The organism is Micromonospora lupini (genome assembly GCF_026342015.1).
GTDB lineage: Bacteria > Actinomycetota > Actinomycetes > Mycobacteriales > Micromonosporaceae > Micromonospora > Micromonospora lupini_B.
The window spans coordinates 1569099-1587974 of the sequence record NZ_JAPENL010000001.1 but is presented as its reverse complement, the minus strand read 5'-3'; the positions used below and the strand labels follow the sequence as shown (position 1 = coordinate 1587974).

The 18876-nt window shown below is 73.8% G+C and carries 14 protein-coding genes; 2 read left to right on the top strand and 12 right to left on the bottom strand.

What is annotated here, in order from left to right:
• The first annotated feature begins 76 nt into the window (after positions 1-76).
• Positions 77-688 carry a TetR/AcrR family transcriptional regulator gene (locus OOJ91_RS07265; protein WP_439117052.1) on the top strand — a complete coding sequence of 204 codons (612 nt, stop codon included), beginning with the start codon at positions 77-79 and terminating at the stop codon, positions 686-688.
• 92 nt (positions 689-780) lie between these two features.
• Here OOJ91_RS07265 and OOJ91_RS07260 read toward each other — a convergent pair whose 3' ends face one another.
• Positions 781-1089, bottom strand: a complete 309-nt coding sequence (locus OOJ91_RS07260) for a hypothetical protein (RefSeq protein ID WP_266243790.1) — start codon at positions 1087-1089, stop codon at positions 781-783.
• A gap of 126 nt (positions 1090-1215) precedes the next feature.
• On the opposite strand from OOJ91_RS07260, the gene OOJ91_RS07255 reads away from it, so the two are divergent.
• Complete coding sequence (locus OOJ91_RS07255; RefSeq protein WP_266243788.1) at positions 1216-1650, top strand: Rv0361 family membrane protein; 435 nt, start codon at positions 1216-1218, stop codon at positions 1648-1650.
• An 8-nt stretch (positions 1651-1658) separates the two neighbouring features.
• On the opposite strand, the gene OOJ91_RS07250 is transcribed toward OOJ91_RS07255, so the two are convergent.
• From OOJ91_RS07250 to OOJ91_RS07200, 11 genes are all read right to left on the bottom strand, one after another.
• Complete coding sequence (locus OOJ91_RS07250; RefSeq protein ID WP_266243787.1) at positions 1659-2864, bottom strand: 2-oxo acid dehydrogenase subunit E2; 1206 nt, start codon at positions 2862-2864, stop codon at positions 1659-1661.
• Complete coding sequence (locus OOJ91_RS07245) at positions 2857-3870, bottom strand: alpha-ketoacid dehydrogenase subunit beta (protein ID WP_266243786.1); 1014 nt, start codon at positions 3868-3870, stop codon at positions 2857-2859. Before OOJ91_RS07245 ends, OOJ91_RS07250 begins: the two co-directional genes overlap by 8 nt.
• Positions 3863-4801 carry a thiamine pyrophosphate-dependent dehydrogenase E1 component subunit alpha gene (locus tag OOJ91_RS07240; protein ID WP_266243784.1) on the bottom strand — a complete coding sequence of 313 codons (939 nt, stop codon included), beginning with the start codon at positions 4799-4801 and terminating at the stop codon, positions 3863-3865. The genes OOJ91_RS07245 and OOJ91_RS07240 overlap by 8 nt, the downstream gene beginning before the upstream one ends.
• On the bottom strand, positions 4798-5046 hold the full coding sequence (locus tag OOJ91_RS07235; protein WP_007461643.1) for an acyl carrier protein: 249 nt from the start codon (positions 5044-5046) through the stop codon (positions 4798-4800). The genes OOJ91_RS07240 and OOJ91_RS07235 overlap by 4 nt, the downstream gene beginning before the upstream one ends.
• Positions 5039-6922 carry an HAD-IIIC family phosphatase gene (locus OOJ91_RS07230; protein WP_266243782.1) on the bottom strand — a complete coding sequence of 628 codons (1884 nt, stop codon included), beginning with the start codon at positions 6920-6922 and terminating at the stop codon, positions 5039-5041. The genes OOJ91_RS07235 and OOJ91_RS07230 overlap by 8 nt, the downstream gene beginning before the upstream one ends.
• Before the next feature lie 80 nt (positions 6923-7002).
• The gene (locus tag OOJ91_RS07225) at positions 7003-8031 is read right to left on the bottom strand and encodes a 3-oxoacyl-ACP synthase III family protein (protein ID WP_266243781.1); all 1029 of its coding nucleotides are present in this window, start codon (positions 8029-8031) and stop codon (positions 7003-7005) included.
• Positions 8028-9599, bottom strand: a complete 1572-nt coding sequence (locus tag OOJ91_RS07220) for a hypothetical protein (protein WP_266243780.1) — start codon at positions 9597-9599, stop codon at positions 8028-8030. The genes OOJ91_RS07225 and OOJ91_RS07220 overlap by 4 nt, the downstream gene beginning before the upstream one ends.
• Positions 9596-9826, bottom strand: a complete 231-nt coding sequence (locus OOJ91_RS07215; RefSeq protein ID WP_266243779.1) for an acyl carrier protein — start codon at positions 9824-9826, stop codon at positions 9596-9598. Before OOJ91_RS07215 ends, OOJ91_RS07220 begins: the two co-directional genes overlap by 4 nt.
• Positions 9823-11211, bottom strand: a complete 1389-nt coding sequence (locus tag OOJ91_RS07210; RefSeq protein ID WP_266243778.1) for an MFS transporter — start codon at positions 11209-11211, stop codon at positions 9823-9825. Before OOJ91_RS07210 ends, OOJ91_RS07215 begins: the two co-directional genes overlap by 4 nt.
• A gap of 12 nt (positions 11212-11223) precedes the next feature.
• Positions 11224-17865: a condensation domain-containing protein gene (locus tag OOJ91_RS07205; RefSeq protein ID WP_266243777.1), complete on the bottom strand. Its 6642-nt coding sequence runs from the start codon at positions 17863-17865 to the stop codon at positions 11224-11226.
• On the bottom strand, positions 17862-18677 hold the full coding sequence (locus OOJ91_RS07200) for a thioesterase II family protein (RefSeq protein WP_266243776.1): 816 nt from the start codon (positions 18675-18677) through the stop codon (positions 17862-17864). The genes OOJ91_RS07205 and OOJ91_RS07200 overlap by 4 nt, the downstream gene beginning before the upstream one ends.
• Positions 18678-18876 lie beyond the last annotated feature (199 nt).

The window sequence follows — 18876 nt, the reverse complement described above, 5'->3', positions numbered from 1 at the left end:
GTTCCGCTAACCAATATACGGAACCGTGTTCCGTTTTGCCAACACTGATCATGGGAGGTCGGGCGCGGTGGCCGACATCGACGGCGGATCGACTGCGGCGGCATCGGGGCGGGCGGCGGCGTCGCGGCGGGAGCCGGCGCCACGGAAGCGGGCGGACGCGCGACGCAACGAGGCGACGCTCCTGGACGCCGCCGCCGCGGCCTTCGTGGCGTCCGGCGTCGACGTTGCGGTTCGCGAGATCGCCGCCAGGGCGGGCGTCGGCGTCGGCACGATCTACCGGCACTTCCCGACGCGCGCGGACCTGATCGTGGCCGTCTACCGGCACCAGGTGGAGGCCTGCGCCGAAGCCGGTCCGGCCCTGCTGGCCACCGTTGGCACGCCGCACGCCGCCCTCGCGCAGTGGATCGACCTCTTCGTCGACTTCCTGGTCACCAAGCACGGTCTCGCCGAGGCGTTGCAGTCCGACAACGCCGCCTTCCAGACCCTGCACACCTACTTCCTCGACCGCCTGGTGCCGGTGTGCGCCCACCTGCTCGACGCGGCCGCCGCGGCGGGCGAGATCCGTACCGACCTGAGCGCCGTCGAGCTGCTGCGCGGCGTCGGCAACCTCTGCGTCGGCGCGGGCGACCCCCGCTACGACGCGCGGCGCATGGTCGAGATCCTCATCGCCGGGCTCCACGTCCGGTAGCTGCCGCCGCGTGATCGCCGCGGTCATCTGCCGCTCCCACCGATCGTGATCGTTGGCAGCTGAGCAGTGCGACACGCCGGCCCAATCCCTGCTCAGCTGCCAACGATCAAGACAAACAGACATCGCTCCAGCAGCAGGTGCTCCTCCGGGTGCCGGACCTTGCCGATGTCGTGGGTGGCGGCGCCGAACAGCACCGCCGCACGGTCGACGCTCACCTGTGGAAACCGGTCCACAAGGGCGTCCGTGAGCTGCGCCGCGACGTCGTGGACGGCCCGCAGGTGCGCGGCGAGGCGCGGCGGCGCGTGCAGTTCCTCCAGCAGGGCCACGACCCGGTCGGGGAGGGGGCGGAGCCTCGGGTCCCCGGGTGCGGTCAGGGCACGGTGCAGAGCAGCGGAGGTCACCGCGCCAAGGGTACGACTGGCCGCGCGGGCATCGAGATCGATTCGTGGCCGTACAGCCGCGGGGCAGGTATCGGTAATCGTTAACGTTTCGCCATGCACCCAGCCCTGTCGCCCCACCCTCCGTCGGTGGACCAACCCCCGAAGGCCCAGCGCACCGCGTGGATCGTCGCGGGTGCCGTCATTCTCGGATGCCTGGGCGCGCTGGCCCTACCGGTTGGCGGCTTCCTGCTGTGGATGTACGGCGGGCCGGACGTGGACGAGCCGCGCGCGGCGGCCGACCAGTTCGTCGGTCGGCTGGAGAGCAACGACGACGCGGCCGCGTACGAGTCCCAGTGCTCCGATGTCAAGGCACGGACCAGCGCGGCGGCTTTCACCGCCGCGGTGGAGCGCATCGGCCGGCCGGTGTCGCACACCATGGGTCGGGCCGCCTTCCTGGACGAGCCCGGGAAGAGCGCCGCCGTGACCGTCGAGTTGACCGGCCGGACGGGCCAGACCACGACGCTGGATCTGTACCTAGAATCGGAGGTCGGCTGGCAGGTGTGCGACGAGCAATTCGGCTGACCGTCGCCTCACTCCTCGCCGAGCTGGTCGGGGGACTCAAGTGCCGCCTTCACGGCTTGCAGGAAGGCGACCGCCTCCCGCCCGTTGACCACGCGGTGGTCGTAGACGGCGCTGAGGTTGACGAACCGGCGCGTCACGACCTGGCCGTCGGTGTCCAGCGCCAACTCGTCCTGCGTGCCGCCGATCGCCACCACGCAGGTCTGGCCGGGGAAGACGATAGGCCCGGCGAGCACCACGTCGGGATCGGTGTGCAGGGAGACGACGATGGTCCCGCCGGCCAGCTCACCGGCCCGGAAGCCCTCACCGCCGGCCCGGGAGCGGAAGTCCATGAGCGTCTCGGCGATCTCCGCGCAGGTCAGCTCCTCCACGTCGCGGACCACCGGGATGAACAGCCCCGTGCCGACGTCGATGGTGACGCCGACGTGGGCCGCCTCGGCCAGTCGTACGCTGCTGCCGTCGCCGGGGGAGGCGAAGAGCAACGGGTGGTCCTCGCGCAACCCGCCGATGGCCTTGACCAGCAGTTCCGGCAGGCCGACAAGGGTGCGGGTGGCGCGGGTCAGGTCGCGGGCCGCCGTGAGAGCGGCGTCGGCCCGGACCTTGATCACCGCGAGCGCCGCCGGCACCTCCCGGTGGGACTCGGTGACCACGGCGGCCACCGCGCGCTGGGCGCGGGAGAGCGCGTGCACCTGGCGCGGGTCGTCCGGCTCCGGGCCGTCGCCGGCCGCCAGCGCGGCGGCCGCGGCCACCACCACAGGCTCGGTCGTCGCCGCGGGCGCCGCCGACCGGTCGGCCAGCAGGCGCTCCACGTCGGTACGCCGCACGACCGACTTGCCGAGGCCGCGCAGCTCGTCGTCGTCGAGCCCGTGCGCCGCCGCGAGTTCCCGGGCCGAGTCGGTGAGCACCGGCCCGCCGGGGGAGACGTCCGGCAGGGGTACGACAGCCGGGGTGACCGCCGCGGCGAGGAAGCGCTGCCGGGCCTCCTCGCTGTCGAAGACGTGACCGATGACGTCGCCAGGCGCGCACTCCCGGTTCACCTCGACGAGCCGGTGCAGGACGCCGTCGCCGTCGCTGAGTAGCTCCTCGGCCGCCTTGGAGGTCTCCACCTCGGCGATCGGCTCGCCAGCGCGCACCTGCTCGCCGTCCCCGGCCAGCCAGTCGAGCAGCACGTACGTCGTGTCGTTGTTGTTGAGCTTCGGGACGACCAGGTCAGTCACCACTGACGACCTCCTTCACGGCCTGGCGGATGTCGGTGTCCTGCACCAGCACTGTGCGTTCGAGATGCGCGGCGGTCGGGATGACGCTGTCCGCGGAGTGCACCAGGCGCACCGGCGCGCGCAGCGCTCCCCAGAGCCGCCGGTGCACGACCTGCGCCAACTCCGCGCCCCAGGTGCCGCCGGCGGTGCTCTCCTCGGCCACCACCACCCGGCCGGCCCGCGCGATCGGCGGAAGCAGGGTGTCGGCGTCCAGGGGCCAGAGCCGCGACGGCACCAGCACCTGGCAGACGATGTCGTCGCGCAGCAGCAGCTCCCGGGCCACCGCCACCGCGCGGGCGGCCAACCCGCCGGGTACGACAAGCACACAGTCGGCCTGCTCCTCCTCGTCCACCCGGACCCGGGCCACGTCGGCGTCCGGGCCGATCAGGTCGTAGCGGAACAGCTCGTCCACCACGCCGTCGGCGTACATCCGGTTGGTGTAGAGGACCTTGTCCTCGAAGAGCAACCCCGGCCGGCCGGTGGCGAGCATGCCCGCGAGCACCGCCCGGTTGTCGTGGAACGGCGACACCTCGTGCAGGCTCAGCCCGGGGATGCCGACGAAGTGCTTCAGCGGGCTCTGGCTGTGCGTCGGGCCGTACCCCCGGTTGCCGCCGCTGGGGCAGCGCACCACCAGCCGCATCGGCACCCGCCTGCCGTACATTGCTGTCGACTTGCTGGCGAAGTTGAGGATCTGGTCGAACGCCAGCGCCACGAAGTCGCTGAACATGATCTCGACGATCGCGCTCTGCCCGGCCAGGGCCAGCCCGCCGGCCACGCCGACGATGCCGCCCTCGCTCAACGGGGTGGACAGCACCCGGTCCGGCCAGCGCGCCGACAGCCCCCGGGTCACCTTGAACGCCCCGCCGTACGGGTCGACCAGATCCTCCCCGAGCACGGTAAGCGCGGGGTCGTCGGCGAGCAGCCCGTGCAACGCCTGGTTGAGGTTCTCCACCACCCGCTCAGCCACGGTCGGCCTCCGCCCAGTCACTCGCCGGCCGGCCTGCGACGTCCGCGACCACCTGCGCCACGTACGCCCGTTGCCGCTCGTCGTGCACGCCGAACTGCTCCGGGTACGCCTGCGCGTAGCGGGCGTACCAGTCGTGCGCCCGCGCGTACGCGATCTCCTCCGGGCGGCGGCTGTCGTCGCCCTTGCTGTGCGGTCCCACCCGGTGCGTGAGCAGCTCCACCACGTACGGCGTGGACCGCTCGCGGACCCGGCGCAGCACAGGCGTCAGCGCGGCCCGGACCACCTCGGTGTCGGTGGAGGTGACCCGTAGGTGGTCCACCCCGAACGCCCGCGCCCGGCCGCCGATGCTGCCGGCGAGCTGCGCGACTGTCGGCGTGGACTGGGCGATGCCGTTGTTCTCCACCACCAGCAGCAGCGGCAGGCCCCACAGCGCGGCCATGTTCAGCGCCTCGTAGACGGCGCCCTCACCCCAGGTGCCGTCGCCCAGGTACACAAGCGCCAGTCGGCCCGGCTCGGTGCGCTTGAGGTGCAGCGCCACACCGGCGGCCACCGGCACGCTCTCGCCCTGCACCCCTGTCGACAGGTACCTGTCGCGCAGGATGTGCTGGCTGCCGCCCACGCCCTGACACACCGCGCCCTCGCGGCCCATCACCTCGGCCAGCAGGCCGTGCGGGTCGTTGAACCGGGCCAGGTAGTGGCCGTGCCCCCGGTGGTTGCTGAACACGAAGTCGTCGTCGCCGAGCAGCGGGCGCAGCGCCACAGGCACGTACTCCTGGCCCAGGCAGGTGTGGGTGGTGCCGTTCAGCTCACCGCGGCCGAACATGTCAAGCAGCGCCAGCTCGAAGTGCCGGATCAGCAGCAACAGGTCCAGGTCGGTGGCGGCGAGCCGGGTCGGTGCGATAGGCGGCGCCTCGGTGCGGGTGGCGGTCACCGGGTCGCCCCGTCCAGCTCGCCGGCGACCAGGTCGACCAGTTCGCCGACCGCTGTCACCGCCAGGTACGCCCGCAGGTCCAGGCGTACGCCGAGGTCGTCCTCCAGCGCGGAGAGCAGACGCAGCGCCTCCAGGCTGGTCCAGTTGGCAAGCGACGCGAACCGGACGTCTGGCGAGATCTCCTCGGCCGGTACGTCCGCGACCTGCTCGATGAGGTCCGCGACGGTGGTGAACAGGTCAGGCACGGATGTCTCCCTCCTCCAGGGCGATCCACGCCGGCAGCAGCCGGGGCGGGGGGTGCAGCGGCAACACGTGCCGGGTGGTGCCGTCGTCGACGGATGCCACTGTGAAGCCGGCGGCGGGCCACACGGCCCCGCCGGGCTTGTTGCGGGCGGTGGGCCGGAACAGGGCCTCCAGCCGGGTCGCGCCGGCGGCTCGGGCCAGCTCCGCCACCCGGTGCAGCGCCGCCTGCTCGACGCCCCGGGAGAACACCCGGCAGCTCAACACGAAGTTCTCGATCACCCAGGCGTCCGGGTCGTTCCGATCCAGCCACAGGCCCCCCACCAGCCCCTCGGCGCCGAACCTGTCGGTCACCTCGACGGTGAGCACCAGGCGGTCGGGGGAGCCGGCGCGCGTCCGGGTCTGCGCCTCGGTGTGCGCGCGCTCGGTCATCGTGAACTGGTTGGTGCGCAGCCCGAGCTGCGCGACCCGGGGCAGGCTGTGTTCGTCGACCTCCCGGACGGTGACGCGCAGCTTCAGCTCGTGCAGGTAGTCGGCAGCCGAGTCGAACGTGGCGGCGAAGCGTTCCCGCCCGGCGCGGGCCCGGTACAGCTCGGTGCGTGCACGGTCGGTGGCGCCGGTGGCAAGCACTGTGAAGTGCCCCTCGGTGAGCAGCCGGGTGGGGAAGCCCGCCGGGTCGCCGGCCAGCTCCACCACCCGTACGGTCGGCAGCTCGCGGCGTACCAGCTCGCACTCGAACGGGCTGTCGTCGGCGAACACGACGGCGTCCAGGCCCAGGTTGAGGGTGGTGGCGAGCTGGCGCAGGTTCTCGTCCTTGCGCCCCCAGTTGACCGCCTGGGCGACGAAGTCGTCGGCGCGCAGCAGCAGGTCCGGGTGCTGCGCGAACGCCTCGGTCACCAGGTCGGGGTCGTTCTTGCTGCACACCGCGAGCAGCACGCCCTGCCGACGCAGCGCCAGGGCGCGGCGCTGCACGTCGCGGTGGCAGTTGCCGGGGTAGTCGGTGCCCAGCCGGATGCCGGTGAGCCCGTCGTCGCCGAGCACGCCCGCCCAGAGGGTGTTGTCCAGGTCCAGCGCGAGCACCTTCGCCGTCCGCCCGAGGACGGCGCGGCAGAAGGTGGCGGCCTCGTGCGCGTACCGGCGCTCCACGGTGGAAGTCCACGCCATGCTGGCGAACCGGTAAAGGCGCTCGTCGCGCACCGGGCCGTCGTGGTCCACAAGCAGCGTCTCCAGATCCAGTGTGTACGTCGTGTCCCGCTCGCCCAGCTCCAACAGCTGGGAGTTCAGCTCCCGCCAGATCCGGCCCAGCTCGGCGCGACCGCGGAAGCTGACCAGGGCACGGTGCTCCAACGGGGACAGCGGCACGGTGTGCAGCAGCACCGCGCCCTCGTTGCGGGCCGCGTACCCGCGCAGCGCGGCGGCGAGCACGCCGGCCCGTTCGCCAAGCACGTCGGCGAGGCCGGCCAGGTCGCCGGGGTCCCACTCGGCGGGCAGGAACCAGCCGTCGTGCAGCAGGCAGAGCGTGACGTCGGGCCGGAACTCGGCGAGCGCCGAGCGCGGATCGCTGAGGTCGAGCACGAGCTGGTCGAAGCCGGAGACGTGGATCTCGGCGGCGATGCCGATGCGCAGCAGCGCCACCCGCAGCAGCGGTTCCAGCGTGCCCGGCGTGAACGTGCCGGTGACCGCGACCCGCAGCGGACGCAGCGGAAAGTCGGGGCTGGCGAGCTTCTCGACGGGCACGTCGGCGAGCAGCCGACCGGCGGACGCCACGACGGTGACCGCCGCGTCGTCCAGGTGGACCAGGCCGGGCGCCAGCTCCGGGTCGGCGGCCGCGTCGGGTCGACGCAGCCGGCGGATCCGGTGCAGGACCTCCTCGTCTCGCATGGTCGGTGTCCTTCCTCTCCCGCCGGGCGGGGTGGTCGTCGACGGGCCGGCATGGTGCTCCCGTCGGTGGGTGCGGCAGGTCAGACCCGCAGCAGGGTGCAGACCCAGTGCATGCCGCTGCCGGTGCTGGTCAGGGCGACCAGGTCGCCGTCGGTCAGCTCGCCGCTGTCGAGGTGGCGCTCCAGGCCGATGAGCTGGTCGGCGCAGCCGATGTGGCCGTGGGCGAGGGCCAGCTCGACGTTCGTCCGTTCCAGTTCGACGCCGAGGTCCTTGGCCAGCTCGGCGAACTGTCGGGCGTTGTCGTGGAAGTGCACGAACCGGCGGACGTCGGCACGCGTCACGCCGGCCCGGGCACACGCCGCCTCCACCACCTGCCGGTTGCGCTCCCGGATGGTGGCGACGAACCGGAACATCCGGCGTACGTCCCCGGCGAAGAACTCGTTGAGCCGGTCGGCCGGGTCACCGACGCGGGGGGTGCCGCCGCCCGGGGTGAACGGCTGTGCCGCGCCACCGACGGGCATACGCATGAAGCCCGCGTACCGGCCGTCGGTGATCGTCTCGGTGGCCAGCCAGCGGCACCTGTCGTGATCGCGCACCAGCACGGCAGCCGCCGCCCCGTCGGAGAAGACGCTCGTGTTGACCTCCATCCGGTTCCAGTACGGCTCGCACACCCGGTTCGCGCCGATCAGCAGCGCCGTCCGGTACTCGGGGTGGGTGGCGAACCGCCCGGCAACCGTGTCGAACGCGGCCACCCCACCGCCGCACGCCTGGTTGATCAGCACCGCTTCGGCCCGGTGCGCGCCGAGGCGGGCCTGGGTGTGCGCGGCCGGATCCCAGTAGAGGTACTCGGCCAGGTCGGGGATGGCCAGCACCACCAGGTCCACGTCGGCGGCGGACAACCCGGCCCGGTCCAGGGCGGTGCCGCCGGCGACCACGGCCAGGTCGGTCACCCCGACGCCGGGGCCGGCGCGGTGGAAGGCGCGGTACTCCCAGGACCGCAGACGATCCAGATCCCGGGTGTACGTGGCCGCTGCCGCCGCCACGTCGACAGGCTCGCCGAGCACGTGGGCGAGGGCTGCCACCCCGAGGCCGACCGGCGGACCACTCATCGCGGCACCGCCGTCGTGTCGTTGTCGGCGTCGGTGTGGGCGGCACGTAGCCGGACCCGGGGGTCGGCGGGCGCGACACCGTCCAGTTCGGACAGGAAGCGCCGGGCGGTGCCGTTGCGGCCCGTGTCGGTCCAGCGCACGCGCACCTCGCCGGCTCCGGCCGCGCCGGCACGCCGGGTCAGCTCCCGCAGCACTTCCGCCTCGACGCCCTTGCCGAGCACCGGGCAGGAGAGCGAGAAGACGTCGACTGTCCACTCGTCGACGGTCCGGTCCAGCGCCACGAGACCCGCGGTGCCGTAGTCGCCGAGTCGGTCACGTACCCGGATCGCCAGCAGGTCGGCGGCCCGGTCGGCCAGCGCGGCGGCCGGTGGGGCGGGCGCCAGCGCGAAGTCGTGCGCGCGGGCGACCACCTCGGCGACCTCGGCGACGCCGTCGGCGGTCACCGGCCGGTAGTCGACGTGCACGTCCAGGCCGGCCACGAAGTCGTCCAGGGACAGCTCGGTGGGCGCGACGGCGGGTCGGGACGTGCCGCCGCTCCACCGTCGGGCCGGGAGCCGGTCGGTCAGTCCCGCAGCCCGTAGCTCGTCGGACCAGCCCGCCGGGTCGGACCCGAGCGGTACGTGTCGCGGCGGCGACTGCGCCGGGCCGGTGCCGGCCAGCACGAGCTGGGCCGGTGCGACGTCCAGCTCGTCGGCGATCTCGGCGAGCTGGTCGGTCAGCGGCCGGTCGTCGGTGACCCAGCCGTCGAGCACGCTCAACAGGTCCGTGGCGTCGGCGCGCGACCACCAGTCGACGCCTGTGGCCCGCAACGCCACCCGTACGCCTGCGGCCCGCAGCTCACGCAGCGCCGGCAGCAGGTGGACCGCGCCACCGACCAGCCCGTCGCCGTCGAGGACAAGCGCCCGGCAGCCCGCGCCGAACCACAGGCCCACAAGCGCGGCGGTGGTGGCGGCGAGCCGCGCGAAGACCTCCTCGGTGTACGGCACCTTCGCGAACCGGAACAGCGCCGGGTGGTACGCCCGCTCGTCACCGACGGCCCGTACCGCCTCGTCGGCGTCGACGAGCAGCACCCACGGGTCGCCTGCCAACCTGTCGCGCAGCCGTTGCCGGACGGCTGTGGCGCTGGGGGTCACCCCGTCGACGTGCAACGCGTCGGCCGGCCCGTACGGGCGGGAGGTGGGGACGGGCGGCAGGACGTACACCAGCAGGGCGCCGTGGCGGCGCGCTGCGGTGACTGCCGCCTCGGCCCCGGCCAGCAGCTCCGCCGCCCACGCGTCGCCGGACGGGCCGGGATCGCCGGCCTCCTCCAGGCGCTGCGCCACCACCAGCACGTCGGGTCGCGCCTCGGCGAGGAAGCCGTCGGTGGCGAGGCACTGCTGGACGACCTGCTGGAACGGGCCGACGGCGAGCGTGGCGGGCAGACCGGTGTCGTGCAGACCCAGGCCGAGGTACGGCACCAGCGGGTCCACCGTGTAGCTGGCCAACAGCGCCACGCGCAGCGCGGGCGTCGGTGGCTGGCGTGTGAGCGCCTGCCAGCGGGTGCGTCGGGCGAACAACTCGGCGCTCATCGGGTCTCCGTGCCCTTGGCGCGCAGCACGGTCCGCAGCTCGCCGACGCTGCGTACGTCGCGGATCTCCTCGAAGGCGAAGGAGAGCCCGTAGACCTCCTCCAGGGTCACCACCAGTTGCAGGTGCCGCAGGCTGGTCCAGGTGCCGATGGTCTCCGGCCCGGACTCGTCGGTCACCTCGGCCGGGTCGACCTCCAGGACCCCGGCCACCACCTCGGTGAGCGTCACTTCGCCACCACCGCGCGGTCGTCGGTCAGCTCCTCGGTGCCGCTCGGCGACGGGAGCGGGGCCGGCGGGTCGGTCGGCTCGTCGTAGTCGGGCAGGTCGGCCTCCATCCGGCGCAGGCTCGGCGAGGCGAACCCGGCGGCGGCCACGCCGATGCCGAACAGGCCCACGATCACGAAGATCAGGCCCATTCCGGCGCCGGGCCCGCTGCCGACGAGCCAGCCGAAGTACGGCACCCCGGGCCCGCCGTCGCGCATCATCGGCTCGAACCAGCGGTCCGCGGCGATGCCTGCCAGGGCCGTGCCGCCGGGGTACGCCAGGTCCTCGATGAACTGGCGGGCGGCGAAGACCCGGCCCTGGTGCGACGGCTCGACCTTCTCCTGCCACACCGACTGGGCGTACCCGTCGATGAAGGGGATGGACAGGTGCAGGAACAGCAGGGCGACCGACCAGACGATGATGCTGTCCCCGACGCCGTAGATGATCCGGCCGAGGACGCTGAAGACCAGGATGGCGATGAGCATCCGGCGGATCTTGTGGCGGGTGTTGGGCAGCAGCCCGAGCAGGAGCGCGCCGACCACGCCACCGACCGCGCCGATGGTCTGCACCAGACCGACCGCGTTGGTGCTGCTGTCGGTGCGGGCCAGGATCTGCGGCACCAGCAGGGCGAACCCGACCGCGGCGAGCACGTTGATGGCGAACATGATCGCCTCCAGCCCGGTGAACGCCCGGCTGGCCAGGATGTAGCGGAAGCCGTAGATCGTGTCGTACCAGAAGCCGCCCTCGTCCTGCTGCGTCGAGCGGGGGATGGGTGGCAGCTTCACCAGCAGCACCGCGCCGATCGCCACCAGGTAGGACAGCGCGTCGACGAAGAGGATGACCTTGATGTCCATCAGGCCGAGCAGCGCGGCGGCGAAGCCGGGGGCGAAGATCACCGGGATGGTCCGGACCGCGAACATCATCGCGTTGGCCCTCGGGTACTGGCCCTTCTCCATCATCACCGTGATGGTCGCCTGGTACGCCGGCAGCTGGAACGCGAGGAACGCGCCGGTGACCAGGTTGACCAGGTACAGGTGCCACACCTCGACCGAGCCGGTGAGGAACAGCAGCAGCACGACGGCCGTGGTGACCGCCGAGCCGACGTCACTGAGCACGATCGTCAGTCGTCGTCCCCACCTGTCGACGAGCGCGCCGGCGATCGGGCTGAAGATCACGGTCGCGCCGAACGCGAACGCCATGAGCATGGTCAGGTCGAAGGCCCGGCCGGTGGCGTCCCACACCCAGATGCTCAGGGCGAAGTTCGTCATCCGGGTGCCGAGCGCCGACAGCAGCTGGCCGAACCAGATCGTGGTGAACCCGGCGAACCGGGACGGGCGTCGGAACGCCATGGGGGTCTCCTCCTACTGCCGTGGCGGTTGCCCGGGGTTTCCGGCCAGGCGCAACAGGCTGGTCCGGATGCCGTCGAGCAGGTTCTCAGCGGTCTCCGGCCGGAAGGCCGGAGTGGCGTAGCTCAGATCGACGCGGAGCGCGGGGCCGGAGAGCGACCCCGTCACGTCGAAGGGGAAGGGCCAGTGCCCGTCGGGGTCCTCGGTCGGTCCGAACGGCGCCGCGCAGACGTCGAGGAGCTGGTTGGCCGGGGCGACGTCGTCGAATCCGAAGCCGCCCATGTAGTTGACCGCGACAAGTGGCGGCGGTGTCGCGGCCAACCGGGCCCGGACGTCCTCGTCCGGGCACAGGTACCGCAGCAGGGCGTACCCGATGCCGTTGTCCGGGACCCGGCCGAGCTGGCGGATCACCGAGCGGACCGAGCGGGCCGCGTCTGCGGTGGCGGGCAACTCCAGCCGCAGGGGATAGAGCACCTGGAACCAGCCAGTGGTGCGGCTGACGTCCACGTCGTCGAAGAGCGGTTCGCGGCCGTGACCTGTCGTGGCGACGGTGACCGCGCCACCCGTACGCCCCGCCACTGTGGCCACCACGGCCCAGACGAGCAGGTCCCGCACACTTGCCCGCAGTCGGCGGGCCGCGGCGTGCAGTCCCCGGGTGGCCGTCTCGTCAAGCGTCACGGTGGCCAGGCCCAGGTCACCGAGGCGGAACGGCGCGGCAGCGGGCTCGTCGGCCAGCCGGGGCAGCACAGAGTCGTCGGCCTGCGCCAGCCAGAACGGCACCTGCTCGCGTAGCGCCGCGGAGCCCGCGTACTCGGTCAGCCGCCGCGCCCAGGCGCGGTACGACGTGGTCTTCGCCTGCAACGCCGGCTCGACCCCGCGTTCGAGCTGGTCGCACAGCGTCTCCAGGTCGGCGAGGAGCACACCCCGGGAGACCGCGTCGACGACGAGGTGGTGGTTGACGAGCAGCAGCCGGTCGGGCAGCTCCGGGCCGAGCCGGAAGTGCGCCACCCGGGCCAGCGGGCCGGCCGTGAGGTCAAGGCCGGTCTGCGCCTCGGCGCAACGGGCCTCGACGGCGGCCTCCCGCTCGTCGACAGGCAGCCCGGTCAGATCGTGGCTGACGAACGGGACGGCGTCGGCGGGGTCGGCGTGGTCCTGACGCCAGCTCCCGTCCGGCTGGCGGGTCAGGCGCAGCCGCAGCGCGTCGTGCTGGGCCACCAGCCGGCGGACCGCCTCGCGGACCAGCTCGGCCGGCAGCGGGCGGGCCAGCTCAAGGTAGTAGGGGTGATTGAACAGGGCGGGCCGGCCCATGGTGGGGGCGACCAGGTCGGTGAACCAGCGCTGCGCGCCGGTCAGCGGCGCGTCGCCGTGCACCGCGCCCTGCTCGGCGTCCAGCGCGGTCGGGGCCGTGGCCGAGTCACCGAGGCTGGCGGCCAGCTCGGCGACTGTGGGATGGCGCACGAGCTGTCGCGGAGTCACCTGGATTCCTGCCGTCGCGCAGCGGGCGACGAGCTGCATCGCGAGCAGCGAGTCACCGCCGACGGCGAAGAAGTCGTCGTTGATGCCGAGCTGGTTGGTGCGCAGCAGCTCCGACCAGATCGCCACGAGTTGACGTTCCCGCTCGGTACGCGGCGCGGCGGCGGCCCGTTCGGCCGAGCGTCGGTACCCGTCGGTGACAGCGCCGCGCAGCGCCGCCGCGTCGCCCAGCTCGGTGGCCACCTCGGCGAGCAGCCCGGCGGGAATCCGGTCGACAGGCGCGTCCGCGCCCCCGGTGACCGCCGCGTCGAGAGACCAGAGGCCACGCAGCACGTCCACCGGCCCGTTCGCCGGGTCGAAGGGCAGCGCTTGGGCGTCCGGTGGGGCGGGTTCGCCGGCCGGGTGCAGGACCAGCGTGGCCGCGTCGGTGGGAGGGGTCGGGGCGTACCCGATGATTCCGGCGGTGACAAGCGCGGACAGCTCCGCGCCCTGCGGCGTGGTGGTGAGCAGCACCTCGCGTCCGGACCGGGCCTGGGCCGCGAGCAGCCGGGCCAGCTCGGCCTGCCGGTGCGCGGGCCCGGCGGGTACGACCAGCCGGCCCAGGGCCGGGTGCCGCACCGCCCGCCGCACCAGCAGCGTCGCGGTGACCGCTGCCAGCTCCGGTGACCAGGCGTCGTCGGCGAACAGTTCCGGCACCCGGTAGCGCCGCGCCCACGCCTCGACCGTGACGACGTCGACGTCCGGCCGGGCCTCGGCCAGCCGCGCGGTCAGCTCGGCGAGGACCGCGCTCCACGGCGACGTCCGGTACGGCGGCGACGGCGGGCACACCACGATCGTCAACGCCGCCGCGCTGTGTCCCCGGTGGACGTCAAGTGCCGCCAGCAGCTCGGTGGAGAAGTCGCGCAGCCCGACGATGCCCGCGCCGAGCGGGCCGGGCGTCCGCCGGTCCTCCCAGCGCAGCACCAGCACGTTGTGGTCCCGTCGGCCGGTCGCGAGGCCGGCGGCCGGGTCGCGCAGCAGCCGCAGCAGCGCGCCGGGCGCGAGCTGGTCGAGGGCGTGCGGCAGGCCGAGCAGCCCGGTCCAGAAGCGGACCGTCGCCGCCAGCCCCGGCACCTCGACGGTCCCGCCGACGACCAGCCGGGGCGCCGGCGGCGCGACGCGGCGGGGCGCCGCCGCGCGCCGTCCCCCGCCGAGCGGGGCGTCCGGTCGGCGAACTCCCTCGTCGAGCACCTTCGCGAGCCCGGTCAGCAGGCGGACCATCCGCTCCGGCACGAACAGGTCGGCCCGGTACGCCAAATCGGCGTGCAGGTCGTCGCCCTGCCAGGTGACGCTGAGGAAGAGGTCGAAGTCGACGCCGACGCTCGGCACGTCGACAGGCGTGGCGGCCAGCCCCGCGAACTCCGGCAGCTCGTCGGCGCCGTCCAGGACGTTGAGCACGCACTGGAACAGCGGGTGGTACGCGGCCTGCCGGGGCAGCCGCAGCGCCTCCACGATCGTCGCGAACGGCAGCCCCTGGTGCCGGTACGCCTCCCGCGCCGTGCGGTACGCCCGGGTCACCAACTGTCGGAAGGTCTGCCGGCCGCCCGCGTCCATCCGCAGCGGCAGCAGGTCGGCGAAGCAGCCGATCAGCGGGGCGAGTTCGGCGCGTTCCCGGCCGGCGGTGGGTGCGCCGAGCACCAGGTCCGGTTGCCCGCTCTCGGTGTGCAGCAGGGCGGCGAAACCGGCCAGCAGCACGGCGAACGGGGTGACCCCTTCCGCTCGGGCCAGCTCCCGCACCGCCGCGCCGAGCCCGGCGCCCAGCCGCTGCGCCTGGTAGCCGGCGACGTCCGAGCGCTCTGCCGGTCGGGGGTGGTCGGTGGGCAGGTCCAGCAGCGGCGGCGCGTCGGCGAGCCGCTCCCGCCAGTACGTCAGGTGCGGTTCGACGGCCGCCGACGCCAACCAGTCGCGCTGGTGTCGGGCGTAGTCGGCGAACTGCACCGGCAGCGGCGGCAGCGCCCGGTCGACGCCTGTGGCGTGGTGGGCGTACCGGGCGGCGAGGTCGTCGAGCAGAATGCTCCACGAGGTGTTGTCGCAGACGATGTGGTGCATGCCGAGCAGCAGGTGCCAGCGCTGGTCCGGCAGCCGCAGCAGGCGGGCCCGCACCAGCGGGCCGGCGGCCAGGTCGTACCTGTGCGCGGCCAGGTCGGCGGCCGCCCGGCGCAGCGCCCGGGCCTGCTTCGCCGCCGGCAGACCGGTCAGGTCAAGCGTCTCCAGCCACGGGTCGACGTGCGGGCGCACGACGGGTTCCGGCTCGCCGCCCCGGTCGGAGAAGGTGGTCCGCAGCACGTCGTGCCGGGCCAGCACGTCGTCGAACGCCCGCCGCAGCGACGTCGTGTCGAGGTCGCCGCGCAGCTCGACGGCGGCCGTGGTGTTGTGCCGGACGACGTCGTCGCCGAGCTGGTCGAGGGCCCAGAGCCGCACCTGCGCCGAGGACGCCACCGCCGGTGTGCCCGCCGGGGCGGGCGTGAGCGGGGCGAGCGCCGTGGCGTCCGGGTCGGCGTCCAGTACGGCGGCGAGCCCGGCCACCGTCGGGTTGGTGAACAGGGTGTAGAGCGACACCTCCCGGCCGAACTCGGCCTGCACCTGCGACAGCAGGCCGGTGGCGAGCAGCGAGTGTCCGCCGAGGTGGAAGAAGTCGCTTGTCACGCCCACCTGCTCGACGCCGAGCGCGGCGGCCCAGAGACCGGCCAGCCGTTCCTCGGTCGGGGTGCGCGGCGCGACGATCTCCTCGTCGTCCACGTCGACGCGCACCGGGGCCGGGCGGCTGCGGTCGGCGATCGCCGCGGCGGTGCTCAACTCCTCGACGACGTACGCGGCCCGCTCCGCCCCGATCGTCGTCAGCAGCCCGCTCGCTCCGGTGGCCGCCACCGGCGCGGGCGGGTCCAGCGGCCAGACGTGGGCGAGCAGCCGGCGCAGCTCGTCCCACCCGGCCGGCACGGCCAGCGCCAGCACACCCGGGTACGCGTCGCGCAGCGCCGCGACGGCCTCCGGGTCGGTGTCGAGCACCACAGTGGTGGCCGGGTCGGCGTCGGCCAGCTCGCCGGCCGAGAACGGCCGCACCTCGTGACCGGGCAGCGCGTCGGCGAGTCTGTCGACAGGCAGCCGCTCGCCGTCGACGAGCACGAGCCGGCGCGGCTGGCCGACGAGCCGCCGCAGCTCACGCAGCACGATCGTGCCAAGCGCCGCGAAGTACTCGCCCGTGTACGGCACGTGGCCCAACTCGTCCGCGCGCTCGTCGCTCATCTGCGTCACCGGGTAGACGCCGGCCTGGTCGGCCGCCCAGACCGCGTGGACGCCAGGGGTGCGGGCTCCCAACGCGGCCAGCCTGTCGTCGAACCGGCCGGACCGCTCGCCGGCGCGCGGCGACGCCGGGCAGACCACAAGCAGCAGCGGGGCGTCGGTCCGCCGCCGGTACGCGGCCACCGCCGCGTCCAGGTCGTCCATCGCCGCGTCGAGGGCCGCCTCGCCGACGGTGTCGTCCTGCCGGCGCAGCCAGTCCTCCCAGCGCAGCAGGCACACCGTCGCGTCGGCCGTCGGCCCGGCCAGCAGGTGGGCCACCAACTGGCCGTACCCGGCCAGCTCCACCGACGCGGGTACGCGCAGGAAGCGCAGCCAGAACTCCACCGGGTCGCGCAGCGGGTCCACGGTGAACGTGGCCGCCAGGGCGATGCGATGCCGGCGCAGCCCGGTCACCTCCGACAGTGGCCGGTCCGGAGCGTCCGCCAGGGCGCGCAGCAGCTCCGGCAGTCGGCCCACGGTCGCGGCGATGGTCTCGTCGAGGTACAGGTCGGCGTTGAAGTCGACAGCGCCCTCGATCCGGTCACCCTGGACGGTCAGGCTGACGAACAGGTCGAAGTCGGTGAGGCCACTCTCCGCGGGCACCGGACGGAAGGTGACTCCGGCGGCCTGCCGCTGCCGCACCCCACCGTCGGTCATCGTGGCCAGCACCTGGAACAGCGGGTTCACGCTGGGGTCGCGGACCGGCCGGACCTCCTCCACCACCCGCGCGTACGGGGCCTCCTGGTGCGCGTACGCCTCGCTGACCGTGCGGTGCACCCGACGGACGAGGTCGCGCACGCTCGGGTCGCCGCCGACGTCCACCCGCAGCACCAGCATGGTGGCGAAACAGCCGATAAGCGGCTCCAGCTCGGTGCTCGCCCGGCCGGCGGCGGGCATCCCGAGCAGCAGGTCGTCCTGGCCGGTGGCCTGCCGCAGCAGGGCGGTCAGCCCGGCGAGGACCACAGCGTTCACTGTCGCGCCGGCGCTCCGGGCCAGCCCGGCGAGAGCGTCGGTCACGTCGGCGTCGACTGTGAACGGCAGGCTGCGGCCACGGTGGGTCTGCACCGGCGGCCGAGGGCGGTCCGGTGGCAGCGTCGAACGGGCCGGCGCCGAGGCGAGTCGTTCCCGCCAGTGCGCCAGGTGGCCGGCCAGCTCCCGTTCGGCCTCCGGCCGGCGGCGGGCGGCGACGTGCGCGACGAACCGGGTGGGCAGCGCGGGCAGCCCGGCCGGCACGTCGGCGGCGAACTCGCCGTACCAGCTCACCAGCTCCTCGACGAACACGCCTGCCGACCAGGCGTCGAAGACGATGTGGTGCGCCGTCACCAACAGCAGGTGCTCGTCGGCGGCGAGGGCGAGCAGCCGTACGGCGAGCAGCGGCCCGCTGGTGAGGTCGAAGGTGACGGCCGCGTGCGCGGCGACCTCCCGATCGACGGCCGCCTGCCGCTCCGCCTCCGGCAGCGCCGTCAGGTCGAGCACCGGGAGCGGCACCTCCAGGGCGTCCGACACCCGCTGGGTGACCATGCCCTCGACGGGCGCGAACACGATGCGCAGCGCGTCATGCCGCGCCACCACCGCGTTTACCGCCCGGCGCAGCGCCGCGACGTCAAGTGGCCCGCTGATCCGCTCGGCGAAGGGCACGTTGTAGACGGGCGTGCCCGGCTCCAGCCGATCCAGGAACCAGAGCTGCTCCTGGGTGAAGGACAGCGGATAGCTGGCCGCCGCGCCGCCCGATCGGGGCGTCGGCACGTCGGCGTCGGGGCGGTTGGCGCGGTCCTGGCTGGTACGGGTCTGCCGCAGGCGCAGGGCCAGCAGCTCCCGCTGCTCGGGGGTGAGGTCGGCGAGGTCCGGGTGCAGGTCCTGGGTCATCGGGTGGCCCCTTCGACGTACGCGCGGTCGGTGGCCGGCCCGCCGTCGAGCAGGCGGGACAGCGGGGGAGGGGAGTCGTGCAGATAGAGGTGACCCCCGGGCACGACTGTCAGCGAGAAACCCGCGTCGGTGCAGGCCGCCCAGCCGGCGACCTCGTCCGGGTCGACCAGGGGGTCGTCGGCCGCCGCCACCGCGTCCACAGGCAGTGGCAGCGGCGGCACTGTCGCCGGCCGGTACGACGCCACCACAGTCAGGTCGGCTCGCACGGTGGGCAGGATCAGCTCCAGCAGGCCCGGATCGGCGAGCACCTCGTCGGGGATCCCGCCCAGGTCGTGCAGCCACCGGGTCAGCGCGGCGTCGTCGAGGCGGTGCGCCGCGCCGAGCGGCGCGGCGTTTCGCGGCGGACGGGCCGCCGAGACCACCAGACGCTGGGGTACGGGGCCGCCCCGCGCGACCAGACGGGCGGCCACCTCGTACCCGATGATGCCGCCCATGCTGTGACCGAAGATCGCGAACGGCGCCGGCACCCGCTCGACGATCGCGTCGACGAGCGGAGGCGCCAGCTCGTCCATCGTGCTCAGCGGCGGGTCGGCCAACCGACGCTCACGGCCGGGCAACTGCGCGGTCCACACCTCCACGTCGTCGCCAAGCAGGGTGGCCCACGGCCGGTACGCGGCAGCGCCGGCACCCGCGTACGGCAGGCACACCAGCCGCAGCCGGGCGGCCGGGCGGGGCGCGACGCAGCTCAACCAGGCTGCGGCGCCTGCCGCTCGGGTGGCTGTCGTCGGCACGGATACGTGTGGTGTCGCCATGCCCGCACACGCTAGGAACGGGCCGTGACAGCGGTCTTAGTGTCTGCTGAGGGTTCCTCGGGGTGTCCGCTGCGCGGCCCGTGTGAGGTCGAGCGGGAGGTCGACGAATACGGCGCGGACCAGGTCAGGGACTGATCTCGCGGTGTTCGGGCCCGGGAAGGCACAATCGCGCCGGCGCTCGCCGAACCATGGCTACGGT

Coding starts and splice junctions, on each gene's coding strand:
- OOJ91_RS07230 (WP_266243782.1), bottom strand. CDS start 6,922: ATGCGAGACGAGGAGGTCCTGCACCGGATCCGCCGGCTGCGTCGACCC.
- OOJ91_RS07225 (WP_266243781.1), bottom strand. CDS start 8,031: ATGAGTGGTCCGCCGGTCGGCCTCGGGGTGGCAGCCCTCGCCCACGTG.
- OOJ91_RS07220 (WP_266243780.1), bottom strand. CDS start 9,599: ATGAGCGCCGAGTTGTTCGCCCGACGCACCCGCTGGCAGGCGCTCACA.
- OOJ91_RS07210 (WP_266243778.1), bottom strand. CDS start 11,211: ATGGCGTTCCGACGCCCGTCCCGGTTCGCCGGGTTCACCACGATCTGG.
- OOJ91_RS07205 (WP_266243777.1), bottom strand. CDS start 17,865: ATGACCCAGGACCTGCACCCGGACCTCGCCGACCTCACCCCCGAGCAG.
- OOJ91_RS07200 (WP_266243776.1), bottom strand. CDS start 18,677: ATGGCGACACCACACGTATCCGTGCCGACGACAGCCACCCGAGCGGCA.